At 57.8% G+C, this 25,052-nt stretch carries 23 protein-coding genes and 1 pseudogene; 13 read left to right on the forward strand and 11 right to left on the reverse strand.

Features of this window, described 5'->3' with window-relative positions:
- Positions 1-53: 53 nt before the first annotated feature.
- The gene (locus tag AC5S3R_RS20325) at positions 54-1,673 is read right to left on the reverse strand and encodes a lysine--tRNA ligase (protein WP_494269028.1); all 1,620 of its coding nucleotides are present in this window, start codon (positions 1,671-1,673) and stop codon (positions 54-56) included.
- 193 nt (positions 1,674-1,866) lie between these two features.
- Positions 1,867-2,247: a DUF4267 domain-containing protein gene (locus AC5S3R_RS20330; protein ID WP_494269029.1), complete on the reverse strand. Its 381-nt coding sequence runs from the start codon at positions 2,245-2,247 to the stop codon at positions 1,867-1,869.
- A gap of 107 nt (positions 2,248-2,354) precedes the next feature.
- Between AC5S3R_RS20330 and AC5S3R_RS20335 the strand changes: the two genes are divergently transcribed.
- Positions 2,355-2,945, forward strand: a complete 591-nt coding sequence (locus AC5S3R_RS20335; protein ID WP_494269030.1) for a TetR/AcrR family transcriptional regulator — start codon at positions 2,355-2,357, stop codon at positions 2,943-2,945.
- A gap of 102 nt (positions 2,946-3,047) precedes the next feature.
- Here the strand turns inward: AC5S3R_RS20335 and AC5S3R_RS20340 are convergent, their stop codons facing one another.
- Positions 3,048-3,758, reverse strand: coding sequence for a metal-dependent hydrolase (locus tag AC5S3R_RS20340; protein ID WP_494269031.1), 711 nt, complete (start codon positions 3,756-3,758; stop codon positions 3,048-3,050).
- A 197-nt stretch (positions 3,759-3,955) separates the two neighbouring features.
- Here AC5S3R_RS20340 and AC5S3R_RS20345 point away from each other — a divergent pair, with 197 nt between their 5' ends.
- Positions 3,956-4,972: an SPL family radical SAM protein gene (locus AC5S3R_RS20345; protein ID WP_494269032.1), complete on the forward strand. Its 1,017-nt coding sequence runs from the start codon at positions 3,956-3,958 to the stop codon at positions 4,970-4,972.
- A 177-nt stretch (positions 4,973-5,149) separates the two neighbouring features.
- Here the strand turns inward: AC5S3R_RS20345 and AC5S3R_RS20350 are convergent, their stop codons facing one another.
- Both AC5S3R_RS20350 and AC5S3R_RS20355 read right to left on the reverse strand, forming a co-directional pair.
- Positions 5,150-5,797: a class I SAM-dependent methyltransferase gene (locus AC5S3R_RS20350; protein WP_494269033.1), complete on the reverse strand. Its 648-nt coding sequence runs from the start codon at positions 5,795-5,797 to the stop codon at positions 5,150-5,152.
- A gap of 201 nt (positions 5,798-5,998) precedes the next feature.
- Positions 5,999-6,397, reverse strand: a complete 399-nt coding sequence (locus AC5S3R_RS20355) for a bactofilin family protein (RefSeq protein ID WP_494269034.1) — start codon at positions 6,395-6,397, stop codon at positions 5,999-6,001.
- Positions 6,398-6,640: 243 nt separating this feature from the next.
- Between AC5S3R_RS20355 and AC5S3R_RS20360 the strand changes: the two genes are divergently transcribed.
- Both AC5S3R_RS20360 and AC5S3R_RS20365 read left to right on the forward strand, forming a co-directional pair.
- Positions 6,641-7,501 (forward strand): hypothetical protein, encoded by an 861-nt coding sequence (locus tag AC5S3R_RS20360; RefSeq protein WP_494269035.1) that lies wholly within the window; start codon positions 6,641-6,643, stop codon positions 7,499-7,501.
- Between the two features lie 98 nt (positions 7,502-7,599).
- Positions 7,600-9,624, forward strand: a complete 2,025-nt coding sequence (locus AC5S3R_RS20365) for a spermidine synthase (RefSeq protein WP_494269036.1) — start codon at positions 7,600-7,602, stop codon at positions 9,622-9,624.
- 135 nt (positions 9,625-9,759) lie between these two features.
- On the opposite strand, the gene AC5S3R_RS20370 is transcribed toward AC5S3R_RS20365, so the two are convergent.
- On the reverse strand, positions 9,760-9,990 hold the full coding sequence (locus AC5S3R_RS20370) for a hypothetical protein (RefSeq protein WP_494269050.1): 231 nt from the start codon (positions 9,988-9,990) through the stop codon (positions 9,760-9,762).
- On the opposite strand from AC5S3R_RS20370, the gene AC5S3R_RS20375 reads away from it, so the two are divergent.
- Positions 9,895-12,216 carry a TonB-dependent receptor domain-containing protein gene (locus tag AC5S3R_RS20375; protein ID WP_494269049.1) on the forward strand — a complete coding sequence of 774 codons (2,322 nt, stop codon included), beginning with the start codon at positions 9,895-9,897 and terminating at the stop codon, positions 12,214-12,216. The two genes, AC5S3R_RS20370 and AC5S3R_RS20375, sit on opposite strands and share 96 nt — an antisense overlap.
- A 103-nt stretch (positions 12,217-12,319) precedes the next feature.
- Here AC5S3R_RS20375 and AC5S3R_RS20380 read toward each other — a convergent pair whose 3' ends face one another.
- From AC5S3R_RS20380 to AC5S3R_RS20395, 4 genes are all read right to left on the reverse strand, one after another.
- Complete coding sequence (locus AC5S3R_RS20380; protein WP_494269037.1) at positions 12,320-12,622, reverse strand: ATP synthase F0 subunit C; 303 nt, start codon at positions 12,620-12,622, stop codon at positions 12,320-12,322.
- 246 nt (positions 12,623-12,868) lie between these two features.
- A complete protein-coding gene (gene atpB, locus AC5S3R_RS20385; RefSeq protein WP_494269038.1) occupies positions 12,869-13,603 on the reverse strand; it encodes a F0F1 ATP synthase subunit A in 735 nt (244 codons plus the stop codon).
- 48 nt (positions 13,604-13,651) lie between these two features.
- A complete protein-coding gene (locus AC5S3R_RS20390) occupies positions 13,652-14,065 on the reverse strand; it encodes an ATP synthase subunit I (RefSeq protein WP_494269039.1) in 414 nt (137 codons plus the stop codon).
- A 13-nt stretch (positions 14,066-14,078) separates the two neighbouring features.
- Positions 14,079-14,375, reverse strand: a complete 297-nt coding sequence (locus AC5S3R_RS20395) for an AtpZ/AtpI family protein (RefSeq protein ID WP_494269040.1) — start codon at positions 14,373-14,375, stop codon at positions 14,079-14,081.
- A gap of 440 nt (positions 14,376-14,815) precedes the next feature.
- Here AC5S3R_RS20395 and AC5S3R_RS20400 point away from each other — a divergent pair, with 440 nt between their 5' ends.
- On the forward strand, positions 14,816-15,277 hold the full coding sequence (locus AC5S3R_RS20400; protein ID WP_494269041.1) for a hypothetical protein: 462 nt from the start codon (positions 14,816-14,818) through the stop codon (positions 15,275-15,277).
- Between the two features lie 109 nt (positions 15,278-15,386).
- Here the strand turns inward: AC5S3R_RS20400 and AC5S3R_RS20405 are convergent, their stop codons facing one another.
- Positions 15,387-16,358 carry a cyanophycinase gene (locus tag AC5S3R_RS20405; protein ID WP_494269042.1) on the reverse strand — a complete coding sequence of 324 codons (972 nt, stop codon included), beginning with the start codon at positions 16,356-16,358 and terminating at the stop codon, positions 15,387-15,389.
- A gap of 112 nt (positions 16,359-16,470) precedes the next feature.
- Here AC5S3R_RS20405 and AC5S3R_RS20410 point away from each other — a divergent pair, with 112 nt between their 5' ends.
- From AC5S3R_RS20410 to AC5S3R_RS20440, 7 genes and pseudogenes are all read left to right on the forward strand, one after another.
- Positions 16,471-17,775 carry a cell division protein FtsQ/DivIB gene (locus AC5S3R_RS20410; RefSeq protein ID WP_494269043.1) on the forward strand — a complete coding sequence of 435 codons (1,305 nt, stop codon included), beginning with the start codon at positions 16,471-16,473 and terminating at the stop codon, positions 17,773-17,775.
- 18 nt (positions 17,776-17,793) lie between these two features.
- Positions 17,794-19,002: a cell division protein FtsA gene (gene ftsA, locus AC5S3R_RS20415; protein WP_494269044.1), complete on the forward strand. Its 1,209-nt coding sequence runs from the start codon at positions 17,794-17,796 to the stop codon at positions 19,000-19,002.
- A 24-nt stretch (positions 19,003-19,026) separates the two neighbouring features.
- On the forward strand, positions 19,027-20,586 hold the full coding sequence (ftsZ, locus tag AC5S3R_RS20420; protein ID WP_494269045.1) for a cell division protein FtsZ: 1,560 nt from the start codon (positions 19,027-19,029) through the stop codon (positions 20,584-20,586).
- A 488-nt stretch (positions 20,587-21,074) separates the two neighbouring features.
- A complete protein-coding gene (locus tag AC5S3R_RS20425) occupies positions 21,075-22,364 on the forward strand; it encodes a penicillin-binding transpeptidase domain-containing protein (protein ID WP_494269046.1) in 1,290 nt (429 codons plus the stop codon).
- Positions 22,365-22,447: 83 nt separating this feature from the next.
- Positions 22,448-23,266, forward strand: coding sequence for a hypothetical protein (locus AC5S3R_RS20430; protein ID WP_494269047.1), 819 nt, complete (start codon positions 22,448-22,450; stop codon positions 23,264-23,266).
- A 130-nt stretch (positions 23,267-23,396) separates the two neighbouring features.
- Complete coding sequence (locus tag AC5S3R_RS20435) at positions 23,397-24,407, forward strand: DedA family protein/thiosulfate sulfurtransferase GlpE (protein WP_494269048.1); 1,011 nt, start codon at positions 23,397-23,399, stop codon at positions 24,405-24,407.
- Between the two features lie 327 nt (positions 24,408-24,734).
- Positions 24,735-25,052, forward strand: a pseudogene (locus tag AC5S3R_RS20440) (hypothetical protein); the annotation flags it as partial.

Here is a 25,052-nt window from a genome sequence, read left to right on the forward strand (position 1 = left end):
CGTTCTACCACTGCCGGGCTAAAAGCTAATAGCTAACAGCTAAGAGCTTGCAGTTACGAGCTTGCTTCTGTCTTCTGCGAGCGCATCAACGGGAAGAGGATTACGTCGCGGATTGAGCGCGAGCCGGTTAGCAGCATGGTGAGGCGGTCGATGCCGATGCCTTCGCCGCCGGTGGGCGGGAGGCCGTAGCTCAGGGCGCGGACGTAGTCTTCGTCCATCTGGTGGGCCTCGTCGTCGCCTCGGCCTCGCTCGGCTAGTTGCTCTTCGAAACGCTTGTGCTGCTCTACGGGGTCGTTCAGCTCGCTGAAGGCGTTGCCCAGTTCGAAACCGCCTGCGAAGAACTCGAAACGCTCGACGTGTTCGGGGTCGTCGGGTTTGGCTTTCGAGAGTGGGGAGACTACGGTTGGGTAGTCGTAGATGATTGTGGGCTGAACCAGAAACGGCTCGGCTACTGCCTCGAAGACGTTGTAAACCAGCTTGCCTAAAGGCGCGTTCTTCTTTGCATCGAGATTGACGGCGAAGAGTGCTTCGCGGATGGTCTTGATATCGCTGCGACGCTCGGCCTCGATGGCGCTGCCTTCGGCGGTGGCTGCTGCGAGCGCGGTGATTGCTGTTTCGAGTTGTGCGGTGAGCGATTCTACGCTAGAGAAAGTTTCGACAGACGGCTTTGCTCCGGCTTCTTCGGGCCAGTACGCGATGATAGCGTCCTTCATGGCGTAGCGCGTCCACTTGCCTAGATCGATTTCGACATCGTTGAAGACCGTCTTCGTCGTGCCGTTTACTTCCTGCGCTACGAAGGTGATCAGGTCTTCGGTGAGTTGCATCAAGTCATGGTAGTTTGCGTAGGCCTGATAGAACTCCAGCATGGTGAACTCGGGGTTGTGCTGCGTGCTTACGCCTTCGTTGCGGAAGTTGCGGTTGATTTCGTACACGCGGTCGAGGCCGCCTACTACGAGGCGCTTCAGGTATAGCTCCGGCGCGATGCGCAGGAAGAGGTCCATGTCCAGCGTGTTGTGGTGCGTGACGAATGGCCGCGCCGCTGCGCCGCCGGCGATGGGCTGCATCATTGGCGTTTCCACTTCGAGGTAGCCGCGGGTGTCAAAGAACTGGCGGATGGCGCGGAGCACCTTGGCGCGCTTGACGAAGACTTCGCGGCTGTCGAGGTTGGTGAAGAGGTCCACGTAGCGCTGGCGGTAGCGCATTTCCACGTCTGACAGGCCGTGGAATTTTTCGGGCAACGAAAGCATGGCTTTCGCGAGGAACTTGAGGCTTTCGACGTGGATGGTCAGCTCGCCGGTGCGGGTGCGGAAGAGGTAGCCGCTGACGCCGATGTGGTCGCCGAGGTCGAGGAGCTTGTAGAGCGCGAAGGCTTGCTCGCCTACTGCGTCGAGGCGGACGTAGATTTGCAGGCGCTGGCCTTCCTGCTGCAGCGTGGCGAATCCGGCCTTGCCCTGTGCGCGGATGGCCATGATGCGGCCTGCGATGGCGACGGCGGGCTTACCGGCTTCGAGAGCTTCGGCGGCTGTGTCGTTGTATTTTGCGCGAATCTCGGCAATAGTGTGCGAGAACTGGAACTGGTTGGGAAACCTGGCCTGGCCCAACGCTTCGATTTGTTGCAGCTTTTCCTGGCGCAGCGTGAAGAGATCGCGCTCAAAATCGGATTCGAAATGCACGGAACTTCCTTTTGGTGGGTGAAAAATCCTTACTGGCCAGTATATCGATTATGCGTGTGGAGAGGATACGTGCAGGTTTGGGGTAAAACTACTTTGGCGATGAAGGGGTTGAGGTCGGTATCAAAGATCGATTGGCCGACAACACTGGCATGGCTGATCGTGATCCGACCTTCACAGTGGATAAGAACGGTCTTCAAATGGCATGGATCAATAAGAGGCCGGCGACAAGCATTACCGCGCAGGTTACGCCATGAATGGAGAGCGCTCGCGACTTCGACCCGCCCGATCCTAGAACGATGAACATGTCGCCAAGGGGGATGATGGAATAAACGAGTAGAACGATGCCTAGCGTCTGGCTGTTGACGGTCACCATTAAGGCCAGCACGACCAAGCCCGATGCGACGTCACGAATTCCCTTCAGGCGTAGCCAAGCATGAGTATCGGCATCGGATGCAGGTGGCTTAAGGCCAAAGGACCCTAAGATCCTTGCGGGAGATACCAGATAGAGCGAACCGATCACATTGACCCCCACGACGATGAGGGCAGCGAGAGAAAGCGGTATAGCGTTATGCATGAAATGTTTTTCTCCTAGAAAATATAGCAATGCTAGATATGATGTGGGGAGTTTGGGAAAGATTCAGCGCGTGACATAAAAATATAGCATCGCTATAATTTCTATCGATGGAGAAAAAACTGGCAGCAAACCGAATTGCGGAACGAAAACTGCGCGACAAGCAGGCCCGCCGCGCACAGATTATTGGTGCCGCACGGCGAATCGCGGAGTCGGAAGGGTGGTCCAGCGTAACCGTTCGGAGGCTATCCGACGAGATTGCTTATAGCCAACCTGTTTTATACGCTCATTTTGGAAGCCGTGAGGGGATTCTGGCTGCGGTTGCCGTCGAGGGTTTTCAGGAGATGGGCCTTGCTTTGGAGAAGGCACGAAAACGGGAAAAGCGTGGAAACGTGGTCGAATCGGTCGCGGCCGCATACCTGGAGTTTGCGGCGTCTTTTCCTGCACTGTATGAGGCGATGTTTTCGCTCGGCTTAAGTGTGGCATTCGATGATGCTGCCACTCCTCCAGAGCTTCGATTCGCGTTTTCCCAGCTTCTAGAGTTGTTTCAGGGGCAGAGCTTGAAGCCGGAGGTTAGAACGGAGTTGTTTTGGGCTAGCCTGCATGGTATCGCTGCGCTGACGAGAACCAGGCGATTTCCGCTCAGCCGCCAGAAAGAGCGCGTGAGGGAGCTTGTCGAGCTTTTCACTTTTCCGAGATGAAATGGAATAGGCGGGGAAGGCTCTAGAGGTGAGTGGCGGTATTTCAGGGAGGGGCTGAACCCCATCTTTGCGGTTTTTCTGCCGCGAGGATGGGGTTTGTGGCTAGAGGGAGAAGGACTCGCCGGGGGTCCAATCGACGACCTCGGCTTTGTCTTCGAGGATTTCCTGCAGTGCGGCGGGGGTGCCAGTGAGTGGCGGGAAGGTTCCGAAGTGCAGCGGGAGGACCGTGCGGACGCCGGTGAAGAGGGTGGCGAGCGCGGCTTCCTTTGGCCCCATGGTGAAGTGGCCGCCGATGGGGAAGAGCGCGAGATCGGGCTCGTAGAGCTCTTCGATTAGCTCCATGTCGCCGAAGACGTTGGTGTCGCCGGAATGGTAGAGCACGGGGCCGTCGGTGAGCGTGAGGACGAAGCCGGTGGCGATGCCGACGTACTGGACGCCGTTGGCATCTTCTGCGCCGGAGGAGTGCTTGGCTTCAACCATGGTGGCCGCTACGTCGCCGAGCTGCACGGTTCCGCCGAGGTTCATGCCGATGGTGTTTTCTACGCCCTGCTTGGCGATGTAGTTGGCCAGCTCGTAAATGGCTACGACGGTGGCGTGGTGTTTTTTGGCTACGGGGGCGGCGTCGGCGATGTGGTCACCGTGGCCGTGTGTCAGCAGGATGTAGTCGATCTTTTCAGGTAGCTCGAAGCCCTTGGGGTATTTGGGGTTGTGCTCGATGAAGGGGTCCACGAGGATGGTGATGCCCTTGGCGGTCTGGAACAGCACGGTTGCGTGGCCAAGCCAGGTGATTTTGACGCTGTCGGGTGCAGCCATGTTTTTCTCCGATATCTAAGGTTATTGAAATCTTGTGTTTGCCGCGAAAGATGAAAGCAGATTCGCGGCGGTGAGGGTAGGAGTTGCCGGCTCGTTCTTTTCGGCAAGCTTCCACAGAATCACCCTTGACGGCGGATTCGCGCAAGTGTACTGTGACCGGGTAGGAGAATAAAAAGCGAATATGAGGTCGCTTCCCCATGAATACTTCCTCCACGAATTCTGAAACCCTCTTTCCGATTCTTGACGACAACCGCATCAGCCCGCTGGCACGTACGGCGGCGGAGGCTCCGCTGGCCGATACCGGCTGTTTGACCGAGTACCGTCCGCTCAAGTCGCGGTCAATTTTGAGCAAAGTCACGTCGAAGCGCGGGACGCCGTTTTCGCATGCGATTAACCCGTACCGCGGGTGTGAGTTCGGCTGCCGCTACTGCTATGCGCGGTATACGCATGAGTTCCTGGAGCTGCGCGACCCGGAGCAGTTTGAGCGAAAGATTTACTTCAAGGAGAATGCCGCATGGCTGCTGCGGCAGGAGCTGCGTAGCCTGAAGCCGGGGACGCAGATTGGGGTTGGCACGGCGACGGACCCATACCAGCCGCTGGAGCGGCGGCAGAGAATTACGCGGTCGCTGCTGGAGGTGTTTGCGGAGGTGGGTGGGTTTCGCGTGGGGATTATTTCGAAGTCGGTACTGATGGTGCGGGATATCGACGTGCTGCGGGAGGTGGCGCGGCGGAATATGTTTTCGGCACACATCACCATCACGACGATGGACACGCGACTGGCGCGGATTCTGGAGCCGCGCGCACCGAGGCCGGATTTGCGGATAGAGGCAGTGCGGCAGCTGCGGAAAGCGGGGCTGCGTGTGGGCGTGATGTGCTCGCCGCTGATGCCGGGGATTACGGATTCGCGGCGGTCGATTGGCGCGGTGGCGAAGGCTGCTGCTGAGGCGGGCGCCAGCTTTTTTCACGCGGGGGCGCTGTTTTTGAAGCCGTGCTCGCAGCCTACGTTTTTCCAGTTTGTGCGGGAGAATTTTCCGGCGCTGGAAAAGAGCTACGAGATGCGCTATGGGCAAAATGCGTTTGTCTCGAAGGAGTACCGTGAGCGCGTGGGGGCGATTGTGGAGTCACTGCGCAATGAGTACAAGCTGGGGCAGAGAATTACGAACGCGCCGCCAGCGGTGCAGGTGGTGGAGACGCAGCCCTGGTTGCCGTTTTAAGGGCAGGGAGTAGGGAATAGGGAGCAGGGAATAGGGAGTAGAAAACAACTGCAAATGCAAAAGCTGGTTCTTCACGCCTACCTAAAAGTGGCTACGGTTAGGATGTGGGGTGAAAATACAAGAAAGCCCCGCTGTGGCGGGGCTTTGGTTTTCTATTCCCTGTTCCCTTGACCCGCTTTAGCGCGTCATCAGCACTTCCGAGACGCTGTCTTTGGCGAGGAACTGGCGGTGGCCGGACCAGCCGCTGAAGAGTTTTTCAATGCTGCGGTTGGTGAAGGCGCGCTGGATGGGGAACTGCTCGGCCATCTGCACTTCCACATCGTCGGTGGGGGTGACGTGGTAGCGGCAGTGCGTGGTCTCTTCGCCCTGCGTGCGGGTGTGGAAGAAGGCCAGCACGGAGCCGCCGGGGTTAATAACGTCGCCGAGGCGCTTTACGACGGGCTCAACAAAGGCTTCCGGCAGGTAGTCGAGCGTGGTCCAGAGGAGCACGACGTCGAACTTCTTTTCGCCGAACTCGAGCGTGGTGCTAAGGAAGCTTTCTACATCGTAGATGGGCTTGCCGTCCTCGTCCGTGCCGCGCTGCCAGTCGCCTTTTACAGCGTCCTGCACCAGGTCAGCCATGTTGACGCTGTGACCAAGATTGGTGAGGAAATTGATGTTGGTGGGCGAGGTGTAGCCCATGTCCAAAACGCGCAGTCCGGGCTCGCTTTCCAGCCGCTTCCGCAGAGCCGCCCAGCCGCCGGAGTGCCGTGCCACTTTCGGGCCGGTGAAACCGCGAATCGGTTCGGCTTCTCGTGAGTTTCGTTTATCCAACCAACGCAGCATGACTTTCAAAATCCTCGATGGGCAGTGATGCTGTGAAGCAAACGCAGCGAAAAAGGGCGAAAGAGTACAAGCGAATTCATTTTCTTTGGAATCAACGTTGGCGGAAGCATTGCTGCTTCCGGCGGGTTGTGGAAGTGCGAACTGCTGGCCGGCGCTTCTGACGATGAGCGCCGGTCCATCTAGCTTGTTCTTCCGGAATGGTTAGAGGCCCAGAGTTGCTTGCGTTGCTGCGGGCTCGGCGGGCGCGCTGGCCGGCTTGCTGCCGCCGGCTCCCTGCGTCAGGTCCACCTTGCCGTGGAAGCCTGCGTTGTCTTCAATCGCCAGGCGAAGCGCGCGCACATCGCCTTCTACGAGGCATCCGGCGCGCAGTTCCACGCGGCCGGTGGCGTTGATGTTGCCCTGCACCTGTCCCTGAACCAGAACGTCTTTGGCCACAAGGTCGGCGGCTACGTTGGCGCTGGGGCCAATGGTGAGCCGGTTTTCGCCTAATTGCACGGTGCCTTCCACGCGCCCGTCAATAATCAAATCCTCGGCGCCTTTCACTTCGCCGCGAACCACGATGGTCTTGCCGATTCGCGCAGGGGTGTTGTCGATGGCCATGTCCAATCCTTCCGGATCTATGATTCTAAAAATCTCGACTCCAGTGTAGCGGGTTTTTGCGGGGTGCGGGGCCAGACTGAAGAGAGTGTTGTGCCATTTATACACTGTGGGGCTCTATTCCCGAAGTGGTTCCCGGTGGGAGCGGGGTATGAAGATTCTGAAACGTGGCTTTCGGTTTCGCGTCTAATTTTCTGAGCGCATCGTGTACCTGCGAGTGCTACGGCAGCTCTGATTCGAGACTGGATGCACGACCTATTTGGCAAGACAATCTGGGTGCTTTTTGCTGCATCCCTTTTGGTGGTTTTCCCCGGACAGAGTGCCTTGGCAGCTCAGCAGGCAGATTCCACGCTTGTGAGCCGCGCACTGCAGGCTGAGGTTGTGGCGGCGCGGGATACGTCGCATCCCATGCGCTACCGGCTGCACAAGACAAGCCCGCGGCTTTCCACTATCAAAGAGCTGGTTGAGACGAAGGATGGACAGGTTGCTCTGCTGGTGCAGGTGAATGGCGCAGCGCCGACTGCGGAAGATGCTCAGAAGGAAAATGCTCGCCTTGATGCGTTGCTGGCGGACCCCGGAAAACAGAGGCATCGCAAGCAGCAGGAAGATACCGATACCGAGCGCGCGATGAAAATTCTGAAGGCGCTGCCTAAGGCGTTTCTCTACCAGGATGCCGGGCCTGCGGCTGGCGCTTCTGGTTCGGTGGAGCGGTACACTTTTAAGCCAAATCCGAAGTTCAACCCGCCGGATTTAGAGACAACCGTGCTGACGCAGATGGTGGGCGAAATCTGGATTGATACCGAGCATGCACGTGTGGCGCATCTGGAAGGCCGTCTGCAGGAAGACGTGGATTTTGGCTGGGGTGTGCTGGGAAGGCTCTACAAGGGCGGTTCGGTGGCAATTGATCAGGCAGATGTGGGCGGCGGTGTGTGGCGCATTGTTCATTTCAAGATGACGATGAGCGGGCGTGTGCTCTTCAAGGTGCGTAGCTTTGACACGGTGGAGGAGGAGACGCACTTCCGGCCTGTGCCGGACACGCTCGATTACAGGCAGGCAATCCAGATGCTGCGCGAAGGGCAGCATGGGGAGATTTCAGACTCGCGGTGATACCATACGCGCGTTCGATAATCCAGGAATTGCGGCGAGCGCTGATACGCTACGCGTGAGTTCGAAGCGTTCCGACTCGAAAGCGTATTGGGAAGAAGATGCCGGGTTTGCGCCTGTTGTTTCGCAGCATTGTGTTTCTTGCCGCTTTTCTGCTGTTTCTTGTTGAGCCAATTGTGGCCAAGCAACTGTTGCCGGTGCTTGGCGGCAGCGCGTCTATCTGGATTACCTGTCTTGTCTTCTTTCAGTGCGCTTTGCTGGCGGGATACCTGTATGCGCATTGGCTTTCGCGGAGGCCGCAGCGGGTGGGGTTCCTGTTGCTTCTGGCTCTGGGAGCGGCTTCGGCAGTTGTGTGGGCAGTGCGTCCGCTTGTGACTGCATCCGGCTCCGCGCATCCTGTGCTCACGATTTTTGTTGCGCTCTCGCTTTCGATTGGGCTTCCGTTTTTACTGCTGGCGGCGACCAGTCCGTTGATGCAGGTGTGGTGGGCGCGGTTGGAGACGGGCAACGTTCCGTATCGGCTCTATGCGTTGTCGAATCTTGCTTCGCTGCTGGCGCTTGGGTTGTATCCAACGTTGATTGAGCCGCATCTTGCGTTGCGGAATCAGCGCGTGGTGTGGTGCTGCGGTTTTGTTGTGTTTGCGGTGCTGGCTGCGCTGCTGGCGCAGAAGGCGCATGCGGCTTCGCTTGATTCGCAACAGGCTGTGCAGCCGGGAGAGAATGCGGCTTCGGTTACGCGGTTTACGAAGGCATTGTGGTTTTTGCTGCCGATGGGCGGGGCGATGCAGTTGAGCGCTGTTACGAGCCATCTCATCGCGAACATCGCAGCAATTCCGCTGCTGTGGATTCTTCCGCTGGCGGTTTATCTGCTTACGCTGATTGTGGCGTTTCAGTTTCCACGGCTTGGGCAGCATGCGGTTGTGGCGCGGTTTCTGCTGGTGATGCTTGCGGCGCTTGCTTATCTGCTGACGCAGACGGAAGCGACGCTTCCCATGCGCATTGCTATCCTCTTCTTTCTCGTGGAGCTATTCTTCGCCGGGCTCTTTCTGCATGCGGGGGCGGTTGCGCTGCGTCCTGCTCAGACTTCGGATGCGACGCTCTTCTATCTGCTGTTTGCTGCTGGTGGAGCAGCGGGGTCATTTCTGATTGGCATTGCTTTTCCGCTGCTGTTTCGGTTTGATTTTGATCTTGCGATTACGTTTTTTGCGACGGCATTGCTGGCGTTGGCCGCTACGTGGAATGGTGGTTGGAATCAACGGCTCATCTGGGTTTCTTCCAGCGTGATGCTTGCGGTGCTGGTGATATGGCTCAGCATTGCAAGCCAGCGCCAGACGATGGTTGCGGTGCGCAATTTTTATGCCAGCCTGCGCGTGAAGCAGGACCATAGCTTTCCTGGAGGCACGCTGCGGACGCTGAGCAATGGCTCCATTCAGCACGGTACGCAGATATTTGCCACGGATGAGTTGCGGCACACTCCGACTACGTATTATGCGAGGGATTCTGGCGTGGGGCTGGCGCTGCGTTTTTGCTGCGAAGGGCACTCGCGTAATGTTGGCGTGATTGGGCTAGGGGCAGCGACGGTTGCTGCTTACGGGCAGCCGGGCGACCACATACGTTTTTATGAGATCAACCCTGCCGTGGAACCGATTGCTCGCAATGTCTTCACCTATATTCGCGAGTCGGGTGCGAAGGTTGAAGTTGTAGGCGGCGATGGGCGCGCGGAGTTGTCTCGCGAGGATTCGCAGCGATTTGATGTCCTGGTGGTGGATGCTTTTTCAGGCGATGCGATTCCGTTGCACCTGCTGACAGCGCAGGCGCTTGCTTTGTATCGCAGGCACCTTGCTCCGGGTGGGATTGTGGCGTTTCACATCTCCAATCAGCATGTGGACCTTGGCGCGCCTATCGCGTTGCTGGCGGTCTCTGCAGGGATGCAGGCGCGGCGAGTTACATCGCTGGCGAATGATGCTCGTGGAGAGTTCACTGCAACGTGGATGCTGGTTACGGAGAACACCGGCTTTCTTGCGCATCCGGAAGTTGCGGCGCATGCGTTTGTTCCGCAGTTGAAGCCCGGCCTGCGCTTGTGGACGGATGACTATTCGGCGCTTTTGCCTGTGCTGCAGTGGTGAAAGTTGCCGTAGTGTGTAATGGTGCGCTCATTTGCAAGAGCGAGTCATAGCGCTGAAGGGCAACGTCGCAATTTGAGACTTTGCCGCTAAAAGCTACAATTTTCAGACATTTCCCTGACAACCTTACCTGTTCGCTTAATTCAGACTGATTTGGTCGCTGTTAAAAGCGACTAAATCAGTCGCATTTTTGTGCGGTTTGGGAGATGGTTGTCTATGTTGGGCGTTTGTTTCCAGTATTTTTTTGCTGTTCTGTTGTTGCTTTTCTGTTCTTTGGGGGCTGTGGGGCAAAATGCTGCTGTTCAGGGGGCGATTCTTGACCCGTCCGGGGCTGCGGTTGCGGGAGCGCATATTGCTCTTGCTGGTCATGGGAGCACCCAGAATGTGGTTTCCGATTCGGCTGGTAGCTACCGGTTTTCGCTGCTGAGGGCGGGTACCTATACGCTGACGGTGGAGGCTCCGGGGTTTGGCCGCTACGAAAACTCCTCGATTCATGTTTCCGGTAGCGATGCTCTGAGCTGGACGGTTCGGCTCTCGTTGCAATCCGGCTCGCAGTCGATTGTTGTGCAGGGAGATGCCGAGACGCTGGAGCAGGTGCCCACGGTGGGCAAGACGGGAACGCTGCTGGAGGATATTCCACAGAGCATTGCCGTCATCAGCCATCGGCTCTCTGATTCGCAGGGCGACCTTGTGCTGCAGGATACGGTGCGCAATGCCAGCGGTGTTATTCAAGGCGGGACGGACGGATTCGGATTTGCAGACCGCTTCCAGATTCGCGGCCTGGAGGCTCGCATTTACAACGACGGGTTCTCCGATGGGGATGAGCGCAACGGCATTCCGCATTCGCTCAACGGCGTTGAGCGTGTTGAAGTCCTGGAAGGGCCGGGGTCGTCGCTCTTTGGCAGCGGACCTCCGGGAGGCACGATTAACCTGGTGCATTACACGCCTTCGCCACGGCTTGATACCGGAGCGCAATTTCAGGCGGGCTCGTTCGGGCTTTTTTCCGGCAGCGCATACCTTACTGGCGCAACAGGAATCCATGGGCTGGACTACCGCGTGGACGGACTGTTTCAACACAAGGATGGATTTCGTGCGTTGGCGGGTGCGGATTATGAATTACGCCCGGTGATTGGCTTTACAACGAGTCACAACGTATTGCTGCTTGCCGCGGATGGGCGATATTTGCAATCGACTCCTGATCCGGCGGGACTGATTTATTACAACCACGTGCCGATTACGGTTGTTTCGCGCGAGGCCAAGTACTCCACGCCGTTTGGGTTCGGCAATCAATCGATTGGCCGGTTTACCGGGTCGGATGCCTGGCAGGCTACGGATTCTGTCACGGTAAACAACAGGTTTTCGTACATGTATAGGAACCTATCTATTCTGCGTAACGGCGATGGAGGAGCAGTGGTGGGGAGCACTCTTCCGGGACGCTCGCTTCGCAGTCAGCATGATGTTGTGAACGATTTCGATTTTGAAAGCGAGCCAGTCTGGAGCTTTCGTATTGGTTCGGTGCATAACACGCTGCTGACGGGACTGGAGGTGCAGCACCAAAGCGTGGTGGCGAACCGTTCTACCGCAGACCTTCCGAGTATTCTCGATATCTTTGCGCCGGTGGTTCCTGAGACGTCAACAGCAGGACTTGTCTTTCTGCGCGATGCAAAGCATTCCGGTTTTCTGGACCAACTGAGCGTGAATTACGAGGGCCTGTATGCAACCGACCAGCTTGACCTTACCTCGCGCTGGAAGCTTCGTATCGGTGGGCGTCAGGACTGGTGGCAGACAAAGCTGGCTCCGCAGATTTTTGTTCCGGGCCGCAGCCTGGGCAATGGGCAGCTGATTGAGCCGCCCGGTACGTATACGCGCAATGACACGCCGTTCAGTTGGAACGCCGGCACGGTGTATCGCGTTCTTCCCGGTGTCTCGCTCTTCTTTGGTGTTGCGCATAGCAACCTTGCCAACTTTAATTCGGAAGCCACGCAGAACGGCGTGCAGGCGCCTGAGTCGGGCATGCAGTATGAGTCGGGCGTAAAGGTGGCTGCGTTGAATGACCGTGTGATGGTGACAGCCGCGGCCTTTCACGTCATGCGCAATAATGTTTTTTCTCTGGTGAGCGATGTTCCTGTCTTTAACGACCAGCGGACGCAGGGGGGCGAGGGTTCGGTGGAATTTGCGCTGAGCCGCCGATGGAAGCTGAATGCGAATGCAACCGGGATGCACGCATCGTTGACGGACAATCCTTCTAATCCTGCGGCAACCGGACGGCGGCCACAGGGCGTTCCTAATCGCATTGTTAATCTGTGGACCAGCTACGACCTTTTGCATGCGAGCCACGAGAGCTTCACGCTATCCGGTGGGTTCACCAATCGAAGCAGTATGTTTGCAGACCTGCTCAATACCAATTCGGTTCCGTCTTATACGACAGCGGATGCTGTGGCTAACTTTCAGACGCGTGGTTGGACGGGCGTGTTTGGCGTGCGCAACCTTTCGGATGAACGGTATTTTACCGCGGCAAATGGCGTGGGTGGATTTGTCGGAGACGCTCGCTCTTACTTCGGCAAAGTGCAGTTTCAATTCGGAGGCGAACGCTAAGATGCCGTATGCGAGCAAGACAGAATGCTGCCGGAAGATGAGGTAGCAAACAAAGCGGCTCCGTCCATTGGACGGAGCCGCTTTGTTGTTGCTTGCGATTCGCTTACTTGACCTGCAGGAAGATCACGACGAGAGTGAAGAGCGTGAGCGACTCGATGAAGGCGAGACCGAGAACCAGCAGGAGCTGGATGCCAGCGCGTGCGCCTGGGTTGCGGGCGAGGGCTTCGGTGGCCGAAGCAGTGGCCTTGCCCTGGCCGAGGCCGCAGAGGCCGGCGGCAAGCGCCATGCCGATGCCGGCGCCGATGGGAACGAGGTTGATGGACGAGGAACCGCCACCCTGCGCGAAGACCGGCGTTGCGAGGAGCAGAACCGCCAGAGTCATGAACACATATTGAAGCTTCTTCATAGTTCTCCAGCTTCCCTGAAAATTAGCCGCCAGTGGGTGGTTGAGGTTCACCGTGCTGACCCCCTCACGCTTGCGGCCTGTCTGTTGTTCCGGAGCGGAAGCGCTCTCCGGCAGAAATTTGAAAGGCAGCTTTTTAGCTGCTAGCTCTTAGCTTTTAGTCCGCTGTGCGGCAGGGAACTGTGGCGTAGAGCGTGAAATGTTTGTATTGCCAGCATCGAGCTAATAGCTAACGGCTAAAAGCTGGTTTTAGTGGTCGTGCGAAACCGCGCCGGTGAGGTAAATCATCGCCAGCAGCATGAATACGTACGCCTGAATCAACGAAACCGCTGCATGCAGGCCGAGGAAGACGGCAGGAATTGCAACGGGCACCATCGAGAAGAAGACCAGCGTGAGCAAATCGCTGGCGAACATGTTCGCGTAAAGACGGATGGTGAGCGACATGACGCGCGCGCAGTGCGAGATGATCTCGATGGGGAAGAGCAGCGGCGCAACCCACCAGATGGGGCCGGCAAAGTGCTTCATGTAGCCGATCGGGCCCTGCTCCTTGAAACCGTAAAAGTTGTAGTAGACGAAGGTGCAGAGCGCGATGCCAAGCGGAACAACCGGGGCGCTGGTCGGCGTGACAATGCCGGGGATGAGGCCGAGCAGGTTGTTGAGCACCACGAAAAGGAAGATGCAGGTGACGAAGGCCTGGAAGCGCTGGTATCCGTGGCCGATGATCTGGTCTGCCTGGCCGCCGGAGAACTCGTGGATCATCTCGGCGATCTGCTGCGCGGGGTTCGGCTTTTCTACCGAAAGCGTGAAGCGCACGATGAGGAAGAAGAGAACCAGTATCGCGGCGACAAGGAACTCAAGCGCGAAGGTGTTGTTGATGGGGGCCTCAGCGTCAGCCGGGTGTACGCCGACGAGGTTCAGCAGCGCGGCCACGGCGGGGCCAAAGAGCGAGTTCAACAGGCGCGTAATCGCGTAGGATTCGTGCATCTTGAAAAGAATTCTTTCTGTTTCGGGTGAATGTGCGCGAGCGCTGACTCAGTCTCGCAGCAGCCGGAGCGCTTCCCAGGCCAAAACCACCATGGCCAGACCCAAACCGCAAAGGAGCGCTACGGGAGAACCCTTCAAACACCTAAGGCTACCATAAATAACCCCTGCATAGATAAGCAGGCGTACCAGAAAGAAGAACACCACCGTCGCGGCGCCTTTGGGCGTCTTTTGCTGGTCGAGCTTGGCGTTGAAAAGCTGGATGAGGCGCTTCCACTCGAAGATGCTGGCGGCGGAGATGATTGCGCCAACGGCGAGCATGGCGGCGGTGCGCCAGCCGGAGGCGAACCAGAGCGCAAGGCCCGCAAGCGCGCCCAGAATCAGCGTGATACGCATGGCGCGATTGAGGATGTGCCGCAGCGCGTCGTCGGAAAGGTTGGCGATGGGAGGGGTGGAGTCGGTCATTGCTTGTCTTACATTATCGCTTGGGCTTCTTGTCGAGTTCGGCGCTGGCGGCCAGAACGAGCCGGATGACATAGACCAGTCCCGAGATGCCGCCGAAGATGATGCCTACCGCGGCAATCCACGTGGTGTGCAGCTTGGAATCGAGAAAGGCCCCGATCAGCCAGCCGACGAAGGCTGCGGAAGGCAGCAGAATGGCGATCTGCATGAGCTTTTCCGCCTGCACGAGCGTGGCGAGGCCGGAGGAGTCCTTGCGCTTGCCGTCCTGCTGCGGAATGGGCTTGTTGTAGGCCATGCAAGGCTGGTTATACATGCTGTGGGCAGAGGAATGCGACTGGTTCCCAGGGCTTTGTGCCGCATGCAGGAACGGCGCAAAAGTTTTTGTGCGCAGAGCCGCTTTGTTTTGCGCTATTTATGCGGATTGCGCCCATGTAGTACACATCACAGACGCATCGTTGGCTGCGTTGCAGAATCTATAAGTTAGGGAAAGTAATAGCCCGGCTGCAGCGAGCAAATTTGCTGTTAACGATTGTGTAAATACGGTATAATCGTTGTTGCACGGGCATCACTTCTCATGCGGTTCTGGACACGGGTTTGCCGGGGCGATTGTCTTGGTGTGCTTATTTTGATCGTGTCCGCAGGAGTGCGTTGTCTAACGTATGCGTCTTACGGCGGTAGTTACTTTGTGATTACCCTTGGGCAGCATCGGACAGCGGTTGTGTTGAATTTTCAGTAAAGTGAGTGTTAACAACTATGGCACGAACCCGATGCACAGATCCGGTTGTTGGCGCGATTCTAGCCAGCTGGCGGTACGACATTTCGGGGATTTCTCCTGAAATGCGCCGCGACTACGAGCAGCACTTTGTGGAGTGCAGCCAGTGCCGTGCGCGGTTGAAGTTTCACCGCGGGCTGGATGTTTCCCTGGCTGTTCTAACTTCGCTGGCAGTTATGTTCTTTCTCTTCGCGCTGGCCGTTATCAAGCATGTCAAGCCTTTGGAGCACGTTGCGTTTAACGTGCTGGGGCTGGATACGCCGTCGATGTACCAGATGCTGGTCTCCGCGGCTATTGCGGGCGTGTGCTTCTCGTTGATTGCGTTCATCCTGGTACTGACGGCAACGCCGGTGCCAACCTATCTCGGTGGAATTGCAGCCGAGCGCGTCAAGCTGATTGAAGAACGTTTGCCTGCAACGATTCGCTCCTTCCGCTCACGATAAGGTAATTGGCAGTTCGATTGCCGTGAGGCTGGGGAGTTTTAGGCTGCAGGTTCTCTTGATAAAGGGTCTCCCGAAAAGGGAGGCCCTTTGCGCATTCTGCTCCCGTAATTCAATAAACAGAGCCGCCGGGCTGGGTGGAGTGGATTGCTCCGTTCTGCACGCTGAGCTGGTAGCTGGTTGCGTCTCCTGTCCAGATCTTCAGGTTGAAGGTGTGGCCCGGGGCTACCTTTTGCACGGTGAATGAGTTGGATGCGCTGCCTGGGCTAAGGAAATATGCACCGCTGCCATGGCCTGCGATAGTAGCGCTTCCATCGGGTGAGAGAAGGACGGCGGCGCGTTCATCGATGCCGATGCCGCGAATATTGCCGCGGGCTTTGAGCGAAGTAAGAAAGATGAGCAGCCGGCCCATACGGTCGCGCTTGGCAAAGTGCGAGTCGGTGAGGATGCCGGCAAGCAGGGGAATGCGTAGAAATCCGTGAACGAGCGTGATGCGCGGCGAGTCGGGATTGGCGAGCGCGGTTTTGGAATCAAGATTGGGGTCGTCGGGCTTGTCGCCCTGCGCGGAGTAGGCGTATTCGCCAAGTACGGCAAGGCCTGCGCTGGTGCCTCCAATCGGAATGCCGCGTGCGATGGCGTCGTTGAGAGCTGTCTGCACTGGTGAGCTCATCCAGTAGTTGATGTAGTTGGACTGGTCACCGCCGCTGATGAAGATGGCGCTGGCGTTGCGAATGGCTTGCGCGACGAAGGGATCATTTGCTGCGGCGCTATTCGGAATCACAACCGTCGCGACTGAGTTCAGATGGCAGAGTTTCTGGATGTAGGGATTGTAGGCATCGGTTCCGGTAGCGCGCAGCACCAGCAGATCTCCTCCATTCCCATGGTCGCAAAGCCAGAGAAAAGCTTCGTCTAAATCCTCGCCGCCACCCATCAAGGCGAATCCTGCATGCGGCGTGATGTGCGAATCCGCTGTATTGCCAACGCGGAAGTATTGATAAGCCTTTGCAGGCTGCGCGGAGCAGGGAATTGCGAAGACTGCACAGAGAAGGAGCAGCACGACCTTCATGGAAATGACTTTAGTCATGCCGACAGCATAATGCTTCGTCCTTTGCTCTTCGTGCCTCGTTCCTGTGCTATTGACCTTTCCGTTAACCGTGCGGGTTCCCCTGCCGTTTCTTCGGGTAGTTTTGGAATCGATGCGCCCTATATTGAAGTCTGGCGAATCTCACGACCCTGCTCAAGGCGTGATTACAGAAGAGATGCAAAGAAACGACTTTGACGCGCCCGCTGAATCTCGCTTTCGGCGCTCGCAGCAGGTATTGTCTCCAGCGGGCCGTGCGCGGCGCGCTCCGGGCATGCCTCTCGATATGCCGGAAGACGAAGATGACGACCTCCGGCGTCCACGCAGGCGCTTCGATGAACCTGCGCGTAAATGGTGGCGGCCATCCAGCAAGGCTGGACGTGTTTTTCTCGCGCTGGGAGTGATGGCTGTTCTAGGGAGCGTTGGCACCGGCGTGTGGGTGACAAAGAAGTTTCTTCAGCATGACAACCGTTTTCGCATTGCAGGTGTGAGCAACATTCAGGCAGTGGGCCTTACGCAGGTTTCACGCGAAGACATTCTGCCGGTCTTTGGAGAAGACGTCGGCAAGAACATCTTCTTTGTTGATCTGGCAGCGCGGCGCAAACAGTTGGAAGAGATTCCGTGGATTGAGCACGCGACGGTGATGCGTATTCTGCCGGACCAGATTCGCGTGAGCGTTGTGGAGCGTACGCCGATTGCCTTTGTGCGGCAGGGGCAGCAGATTGGCCTTGTGGATGCGGATGGAATTCTGCTCAACATGTCCGCGGCGGCGATGACGCAGCATCATTATTCGTTTCCGGTGGTAACGGGGATTGACGCTGGCGATTCGGAGCCTTCGCGCAGGGAGCGCATGGCTGTGTATCAGCGCTTGATTCATGATCTTGACGCGAATGGGCAGCATCTTTCAGAACAGATTTCAGAGATTGACCTGACGGACCCCGAAGATGCGCGGGTGTTGATGCCGGAGCAGGGTGCCGATATTCTTGCGCACTTTGGCAGCGACAACTTTATGGAGCGCTACCAGCGCTACAAGGCGCACATTACGGAGTGGCGGCAGCAGTATCCGCATCTGAGCGCGGTGGATTTGCGCTATGACCAGCAGGTGGTTCTGCAGATGGCTCCGGGGACTGCAAATGCAACGGGGGCCGCGGCGCAGGCAGCAACAACCAGCACGGATGGCAAGCAGGTTGCCGTAACGGATGACGGGAAGAAGATTGCAAGCACAACAGCGAAGCCCGCGGTAAAGAAGCCTGTTGGGAAGCCGGCCGGTAAGCCCGCAGCCAAGGCAGCGGCGAAGCCTGTAGTGCATAAGCTTCCGGTGAAGAAGCCTGCAACACCAGTAAAGAAACCAGCGGCAGCGCATGCTGCTGCAACGCCGAACCAGAAAACCAGTCACGCAACAACCGCGTGGGATCAATAACGGACGAGTGAGCGAACGATGAGCCAGGCGCAGGAAAATCTGATTGTGGTGCTGGATGTGGGCAGTGCGCATACGCGTGTGCTTGCGGCGGACCTGAATGAAGGCGCGCTTCGCTATCGCGGCCACGCGGCGCTGGAGTCGGCTGGCATGCGCAAGGGAATGATCTCGGATCTGAACCCGGCTGCTCGCGTGGTGAAGTCGGCTGCGGAGAAGGCCGAGCTCGCTGCTCGCGTGAATATCGATTCGTGCGTGGTTGGTGTGGGCGGCCCGCATGTTCGCGGCATCAACACGCATGGCGGCTTTGACCTTGCCGGGCGCATGCGCGAGATTACGCGGGAAGACGTTCGCACTGCCGTAGAGCGTGCGCGTGCTGTGGAGCGGCCTCCGGATCGCGAGATTCTGCACCTGCTGCCGCGCCAGTTCATCGTGGACGACCAGCCGGGCATCTTTGATCCGATTGGCATGATTGGTGCGCGGCTGGAAGTGGAGTTGCACATTGCAACTTGCTCCGGCAGCGCATTGCAGAGCACGGTGACATGCGCGAATCGCGCAGGGCTTGAAGTAACGGAAGCGGTGCTTGAATCGGTTGCTGCAGCGGAAGCTACGCTCTCCGCCGACGAGCGCGAACTTGGCGTTTGCCTGCTGGATATCGGCGCGCATTCGAGCGACCTGATTGTCTTCTTTGAAGGCGCGGTAGCGCATACGGCTTCTGTGCCTGTTGGCGGCGCGCATTTCAGTAATGACCTTGCGGTTGGTTTGCAGATGCCGGTTTCGCAGGCGGAAGAGTTGAAGCGGCATTATGGTCATGCGGTTGTAACAGCCGTGCCGCAAACTGCGGAGATAGAGATTACCAATCCGCAGCCGCAGATGCTGCGCCTGCGCACGATTGCGGAAATTCTTGAGCCACGCGCACGAGAGCTGATGTATTTCGTCAAAGAAAGTCTGAGGCAGGGAGGCGTGCTGGACGCGCTTGGTGCTGGTTGCGTGCTGACTGGCGGTGGCTCCATGCTGCCGGGAATGCTGGACGTGACGGAGAGCCAGCTTCGCGTGCCCGCGAGAACAGGCATGCCGGTGCGGCTCTCAAATATGCCGGGAGATCTGGCGCATCCCTCGTACGCAACGGCGATTGGGCTCTTGTTATATGCACACCGAACGCGCGTAACCCGCGCGGCTGAGAACAACGGATTACGGGCGAAGCTGCGGGCCATATTCGCGGCAAGTTATTAAAGAAGAGACGGAGGCAAACGGGTTATGGATCAGGCGAAAAACGAAGCGGGCGAGATGCGGATTCAGTATCACGACGAGACGCCGCGTGGCGCGCGTATCAAGGTCATCGGCGTGGGCGGCGGCGGCGGCAATGCCGTGAACCGCATGATCCAGGCCAAGATGGAAGGCGTGGAGTTCATCGCGGCCAACACCGACGTGCAGGCGCTCAAGCTTTGCCAGGCTCCCGTGAAGCTGCAGCTTGGCGTGCGTTTGACCGCCGGCCTTGGCGCGGGCGCGAATCCTGATGTAGGCCGCCGCGCTGCGTTGGAAGATTCCGAAAAAATTATTGAAGCTCTCGAAGGCGCGGACATGGTCTTCGTCACCGCTGGTCTCGGCGGCGGAACGGGCACTGGAGCGGCTCCTGTCATCGCATCGCTCGCCAGCGAGATGGGCATTCTGACTGTCGCTGTTATCACGCAGCCTTTCGGTTTTGAAGGCAAGCGTCGTCTGGCGCAAGCCGAGCGTGGATTGAAGGAGCTTATCGAGAGCGTGGACACGATGATCGTGATCCCCAACGAAAAGCTGCTTGCCGTAGCCAAGGATGCGGGCTTCTTCGAGTCGTTCCGTATTGCCGATGACGTGCTGCGGCAGGGCGTGCAGGGCATTTCAGACATCATTACAATCCCCGGCATCATCAACCGCGACTTTGCTGACGTGAAGACAACGATGGCAGGCATGGGCCACGCAGTGATGGGCACGGCTGTTCGCTCTGGGGAGAATCGCGCAGTGGAAGCGGCGCAAGCAGCGATGGCTTCGCCGATGCTGGAGCAGGGAGCTATCGATGGCGCCCGCGGCATCCTCATCAACATCACCGGCTCAAGCGCGTTGAAGCTTTCGGAAGTGAATGCCGCTTCGTCGCTGATTGAATCCTCCGCACATGAGGATGCGAACATCATCTTCGGCGCTGTGCTCGACGAGCGCATGGGCGACGAGGTGAAGATTACGGTTATCGCCACCGGCTTCAAGGAGCAGATGCCTGAGCGCCGCGCCCGCATGCTGAGCGTGGAAGAGGCTCCGGTAGTCTCCGTGCCGGTCATGTCCAACGAGAACTGGATGCGGGAGCCGGTTGTTCCTTTCGCCCCGGCAGCCAAGAAGCCTGAGCCTCCCGCTACGCCTTCTGCGCGTGCTGTGGCTCCTGCTGCTGTTGCCACGGCGGTTATCGAACCCATGCCCGAGCCCGAACCGGAGATGGAACCAGAGCCGGAGATTGAGCCCGAGACAGTTGCTCCGCTCCGTCCGCGCTTTATGAGCGAAGAAGATGAGATGGAGCCGGTTTTTGCAGGTGCTTCGCATGGAGCCGGAGCCTCACATGAGCCGGTGGCCACGATGCAGATAGAGGAAGCTCCGGTAGCTGCCGCTCCCAAGTTTATGGAGATGGCGGAACCCTCGACATATGCAGCGGCATCTCATGAAGAGGCTTGGCATCCGGCACCGCTTGACGAGCGTCGTCCCCTGCCTACAGGTGGTTTGTTTGTCGAAAACAACCCCGACGTGGAAAGGGACCTCGAAGTACCTACGTTCATGCGGCGGTCGCCTTTGTTTTAAGCAGAATCAGGCCCGGGAAAATAGCGCAAATTGGGAAATTGTTTGATAATAGGAAAAACGCCTGCAAAATCTCCCGGGTCCGGCTTCGAGAGACGCTGCGAAAGTCACTATGTAAGGTAACTTTCATGGGGACGAGGTCGCGTTTTTTTGAACTACGGCCTTGCAAGGGAGACGGCAGGCTGTATAGTGCTTATAACTAAGCTCCCCAGTTTGTTCGATTTGAGTGCCGTTCGCAAACAAGTGTGACTGATTCGGATGGCTGTACGCTTTTTCAGACAATCGGTCTGTTATTGCAATAGGCCCGGCGTTTTGAAACAGAAAGCGGCAGCGCCGGGCGTGGCATTTGGAGATTTTATTTTCTCAGTGGAAGGTCGGTTCCGCAGGGCAGGGTGTGGAAGTCCCCCTCGGTGCCGATGAGGCAAGAAGTGCACATTCCAAACGGATTGTGCATGGCGCGACTCGATTTTTTTTGAGAGGATGCGAGCGAAATGCGATTTTCTCACGCTCATATTTTGTCGGCGGCTATGTCGGTGGTCATGGCTGCTGGCGGTTCGGCCAGTGTTCATGCGCTGAATGTGCATCACACGCTGCGCCATGAAAAGACTCCTCACCTGAATGAGTCGCGCCATTCGGTTCAACATGGCTCGGCTCGCCGCTCTGCCGGACGTGCTTCGGCAAGCCGTGCTGCGGCCGGGGGCCGGGCAACCGTGGTCGTTCGCCGTGGCCGTCGCGGCCGCGTGATTGTGCAGCGCGCCAGCCTGCACGGGCGTCATCGCTTCTACGAGCGTTTCACTGCGAGTTCCTTTGCCACAAACGACATTTTTTCCGGCGATGTGACCACGGGCGAAGACCCGGTGGTGCGTCAGGCCGCGATTGATGCACTCGACGGCATGAACGGTACGGCTGTCGTCATCAATCCCTCGAATGGCCGCATCCTCGCGATGGTCAATCAGAAGCTCGCCCTTTCGCCAGGCGCTGAGCCTTGTTCCACCATCAAGATTACCGTTGCCATGGCGGCGCTTTCGGAAGGCATTGTCACCCGCGACACGATGGTGAACCTGCACGGCTTCCGGATGAACATGACCACGGCGCTGGCCAAGAGCAACAACGCCTACTTTGAAGAGTTGGGCCGCGAGCTTGGCTTTGAGCGTGTGCGCCGCTATGCCCGTGAGTTCGGACTCGGTGAGCTGGCCGGTTACAACATCCCCGGCGAGCATCTTGGCGTGTATCCTGACGAGCCGATTCCTGTCTCTGAAGGCGGCGTAGGCAAGATGTGCAGCTTTGGGCAGGGAGTTTCTCTCACACCGCTGCAACTTGGCGCGTATGTTGCCGCGCTGGCCAACGGTGGAACGCTCTACTATCTGCAGCACCCCACCACGCCGGAAGACGTTGCCGCGTTTGCGCCTCGCGTCAAGCGTCAGTTGGACATTGCCCGCTTCGTTCCTGACCTGGAGCAGGGAATGGCCGGTGCCGTGGAGTACGGTACTGCCCGCCGCCTGCGCGCCAGCTTTACGGAACTGCCGGTCTTCGGCAAAACGGGAACCTGCTCGGATAACGGAACGCGCTTCGGTTGGTTTGCTTCGTTCTCGCAGACTCCACAAGGCGGCTTGGTAACGGTCTTCTTCCTCGAAGGTGGCCGTCCGACATTTGGCCCGCGTGCCGCGGAGCTGACCGGATCCTTCTACCGCAATCTGTGGGATCACAATTATTTTGTGAATACGCCGGTGCAGACCTCGGCGTCCGCGGCTCGGCCCCTGGCTGATTCAGTTGCCAAGTAATGTATCTTTTCTTTCAAGCGAAGGCCGCCTTCGGGCGGCCTTCTTCTTTCTGGCATTCTGTTTATGAATCCTTCGGAGATGGCATGAGACCATTGGCATTGCTGCTTTTGTTCCTGGTCGCACCTGTTGCGCAATCCCAGCAGCTTCCGCCTCTGAATGCGTTTCTCAGCCGCCTCTATGCCTACTCGGAGCGATATACGGCCACTCTGCCGTCGCTCTCCTGTGATGAGTCCATCGTTTCGCAGCGCGTGAAGAACGGCAAAGTGAAAGAGACCGTGCGTGTGGAAGGGACGATGCGCGAGACTCGCTCGGAAGACCCCGACGACCCCTTTCAAGAGCAGCATGACTTCAAAAACGTGAACGGCAGACGCCTCAAGAACGCGCTCAAGCTGCGGATGCCTTATTTTGTGCAGGGCGGCTTTGCGAACATGGTGGGGTTCCGCCGTCGCGATCTGATCGACTGTTTCGAGTACCAGCTTTCCTGGGCTCCTGACGGCAAAAATGTGCAAATAGAAATTTCGGTAAAGCCCTTTCCCTTGGAACCTGGGGATGGTAAGTCGCGCCGCGAGATTTCCATTTGCAGCGAAAAGGTTTGGCAGGGGTCGCGCTGGATGGTAATTGCTGACCCGGAGACGGGCCGCGTTCTGCATAACGAGCGTACAATTGCCCCGGAGAATGCAGAGGCACATCGCGAGGCGCACTTTGCCTCAATGGATTATGCGCCGCAGCAGTTTGGCGAGCAGATATTCTGGCTGCCGTCAAAGTTCTATTCGGAGGATGTGGACGACAGAGGCCGGATGTATGCGACATACTCGAATTGCCATCGTTACGCAGGAGAAATGCGCATCCTGCCGGATGCGGCGGAGGCTCCACCGGCCAGTCTTGCCAAGCCTCAGGAATAGGGATTTTCAGCCGTAGTAGCCGTAGTGTGAAACAAAATCGTATCCTGTACATCAAACAACTAAGCGGCCACATCGCAGCGTGCGGAGAGCCGCATCTTACCAACCTTTAAGGACCACAGGCCGGGACCCGATGGAATTGTCTACCCACATCTTGCTCGTATACGGCTACTTGCTGCTCTTCGGATGGATTCTGATTGAGCAGTTGGGAGCGCCGATTCCGTCCGCGCCCGTTGTTCTGGCCGCTGGCGCGCTTTCGGCTGAGCATCAGATGAACTTCTTCCTGGCGCTCCTCTATGGCCTTGTCGCCTGCCTCATTGCGGATAGCACGTGGTTCTATATTGGCCGGCGCTTCGGGCATCAGGTCGTCAAGCTGCTCTGCAAGCTGTCCATGGAGCCGACTGTTTGCGTGCGGCGCACGGAAAACTCGCTGGGCGGGCGTCGACGCATCACGATTATCTTTTCCAAGTTCATTCCAGGCGTGGCCACCGTGGTTTCTCCGCTTGCCGGGCAGAGCAGCATGAGCATTGGAGAATTCCTCTGGCTGGACAGCATCAGTTCCGTCATATGGGTAGGCTCGCTGCTTCTAGCCGGACGTCTTTTCGGAGATGTTCTCAAGCACAATCCGGGTTTGCTGGAAGAGGTTGGCCGGTTCTCCGGCGCGCTATTGCTGGTGGGTATTGTGGGCTTCTTCCTCGTTCGCCTCTGGCGGCGGCACCGTACATTGCGCAAGCTTGCGGCTGCGCGGCTGGAACCAGAGGATTTGAAGCGCCAGATTGATGCCGGCGAACCGGTTTACATCGTGGATATGCGCGCTACCGTTGAGCTTAGCGAGGATCCGCATACGCTCCCCGGAGCGCATCACGGCACGTTGGACACCCTCAAAACGTGGATCTCCGATGTGCCCCATGACCGTGACGTGGTGGTTTTCTGCTCCTGCCCCGGAGAAGTGACCGCCGCCAAAACCGCGCTGGAGTTGCAGAAGCGTGGGATTGAGCGCGTTCGTCCGCTGCGCGGCGGCTACGATGCTTGGAAGCAGCTCGGCTATCCCGTTGACCGGGTGGCGGGAATCACCCCGCCCGCCCTCATTCAGCTTGGCGAGTTAAAAGCTCCCCTGGTGAGCGAAGTCCCACTTAGCGAATAACTCCTTACCGCATAATCCCAGGCCTGCGTACAGGTATTGGAGTGCTTTTCTGGGAGCTTTTTCCGCTCTTTCAGTCGGAAAATGTTTCTGTGTGGAATGCCAGAATCCCCGGTCTTTCAGGCATTGCCAGGTTGCAACTTCTGAGGCATCCGATTGAAAAAATACACAATTACCTCAAACCTATGGTAACTTTTATCTGTTGTGAAGGTAGCAGCCCCGGGGGAAATGAAAGCTAAACAGGGGCACACAAACCATTCATCATTTATACGGCGCATTGAACCATGCAAGTGGAACCATGCAACGAGTTCGATTGCGGAGGAGAAACGCATGTACTCTCGAGGAATGAGGCAGGTGAGCCGCGTGTTGACGTTGGGCTTGCTGGCGTGTTTGCCAGTGGGTTTGAGCGCGCAGGCGAAGTCAGGGGATTACGATCCCGGAAATTCGAAGTGGGACATCTTTGCGGGCTATAGCTACTTGGCGCCGCACGGCACGACGACGACGGGTGTTCAGACGCAGGCGATCAACTTTGGCTCGATTGTGAGCATTTCGCGTTACTTCAACAAGTACGTGGGTGTTCAGTTGGAAGGCCAGGAACATATTCCGAACCAGAACGCGTACTATCCCGTGTGCCCGAGCTGCGGTTCG

It is taken from the genome of Occallatibacter sp. FHG110214_02, assembly GCF_059115385.1.

Coding starts and splice junctions, on each gene's coding strand:
- AC5S3R_RS20370 (WP_494269050.1), bottom strand. CDS start 9,990: ATGACCAGCAAGAGCAATATGCGCTCCCGCAACCGCAGCCCCGGACGG.
- ftsZ (WP_494269045.1), top strand. CDS start 19,027: ATGGATCAGGCGAAAAACGAAGCGGGCGAGATGCGGATTCAGTATCAC.
- AC5S3R_RS20435 (WP_494269048.1), top strand. CDS start 23,397: ATGGAATTGTCTACCCACATCTTGCTCGTATACGGCTACTTGCTGCTC.
- atpB (WP_494269038.1), bottom strand. CDS start 13,603: ATGCACGAATCCTACGCGATTACGCGCCTGTTGAACTCGCTCTTTGGC.
- AC5S3R_RS20355 (WP_494269034.1), bottom strand. CDS start 6,397: ATGGCCATCGACAACACCCCTGCGCGAATCGGCAAGACCATCGTGGTT.
- AC5S3R_RS20430 (WP_494269047.1), top strand. CDS start 22,448: ATGAGACCATTGGCATTGCTGCTTTTGTTCCTGGTCGCACCTGTTGCG.
- AC5S3R_RS20380 (WP_494269037.1), bottom strand. CDS start 12,622: ATGAAGAAGCTTCAATATGTGTTCATGACTCTGGCGGTTCTGCTCCTC.
- AC5S3R_RS20360 (WP_494269035.1), top strand. CDS start 6,641: ATGCACGACCTATTTGGCAAGACAATCTGGGTGCTTTTTGCTGCATCC.
- AC5S3R_RS20345 (WP_494269032.1), top strand. CDS start 3,956: ATGAATACTTCCTCCACGAATTCTGAAACCCTCTTTCCGATTCTTGAC.
- AC5S3R_RS20340 (WP_494269031.1), bottom strand. CDS start 3,758: ATGGCTGCACCCGACAGCGTCAAAATCACCTGGCTTGGCCACGCAACC.
- AC5S3R_RS20405 (WP_494269042.1), bottom strand. CDS start 16,358: ATGACTAAAGTCATTTCCATGAAGGTCGTGCTGCTCCTTCTCTGTGCA.
- AC5S3R_RS20400 (WP_494269041.1), top strand. CDS start 14,816: ATGGCACGAACCCGATGCACAGATCCGGTTGTTGGCGCGATTCTAGCC.
- ftsA (WP_494269044.1), top strand. CDS start 17,794: ATGAGCCAGGCGCAGGAAAATCTGATTGTGGTGCTGGATGTGGGCAGT.
- AC5S3R_RS20390 (WP_494269039.1), bottom strand. CDS start 14,065: ATGACCGACTCCACCCCTCCCATCGCCAACCTTTCCGACGACGCGCTG.
- AC5S3R_RS20425 (WP_494269046.1), top strand. CDS start 21,075: ATGCGATTTTCTCACGCTCATATTTTGTCGGCGGCTATGTCGGTGGTC.
- AC5S3R_RS20410 (WP_494269043.1), top strand. CDS start 16,471: ATGCGCCCTATATTGAAGTCTGGCGAATCTCACGACCCTGCTCAAGGC.
- AC5S3R_RS20335 (WP_494269030.1), top strand. CDS start 2,355: ATGGAGAAAAAACTGGCAGCAAACCGAATTGCGGAACGAAAACTGCGC.
- AC5S3R_RS20365 (WP_494269036.1), top strand. CDS start 7,600: ATGCCGGGTTTGCGCCTGTTGTTTCGCAGCATTGTGTTTCTTGCCGCT.
- AC5S3R_RS20350 (WP_494269033.1), bottom strand. CDS start 5,797: ATGCTGCGTTGGTTGGATAAACGAAACTCACGAGAAGCCGAACCGATT.
- AC5S3R_RS20330 (WP_494269029.1), bottom strand. CDS start 2,247: ATGCATAACGCTATACCGCTTTCTCTCGCTGCCCTCATCGTCGTGGGG.
- AC5S3R_RS20395 (WP_494269040.1), bottom strand. CDS start 14,375: ATGTATAACCAGCCTTGCATGGCCTACAACAAGCCCATTCCGCAGCAG.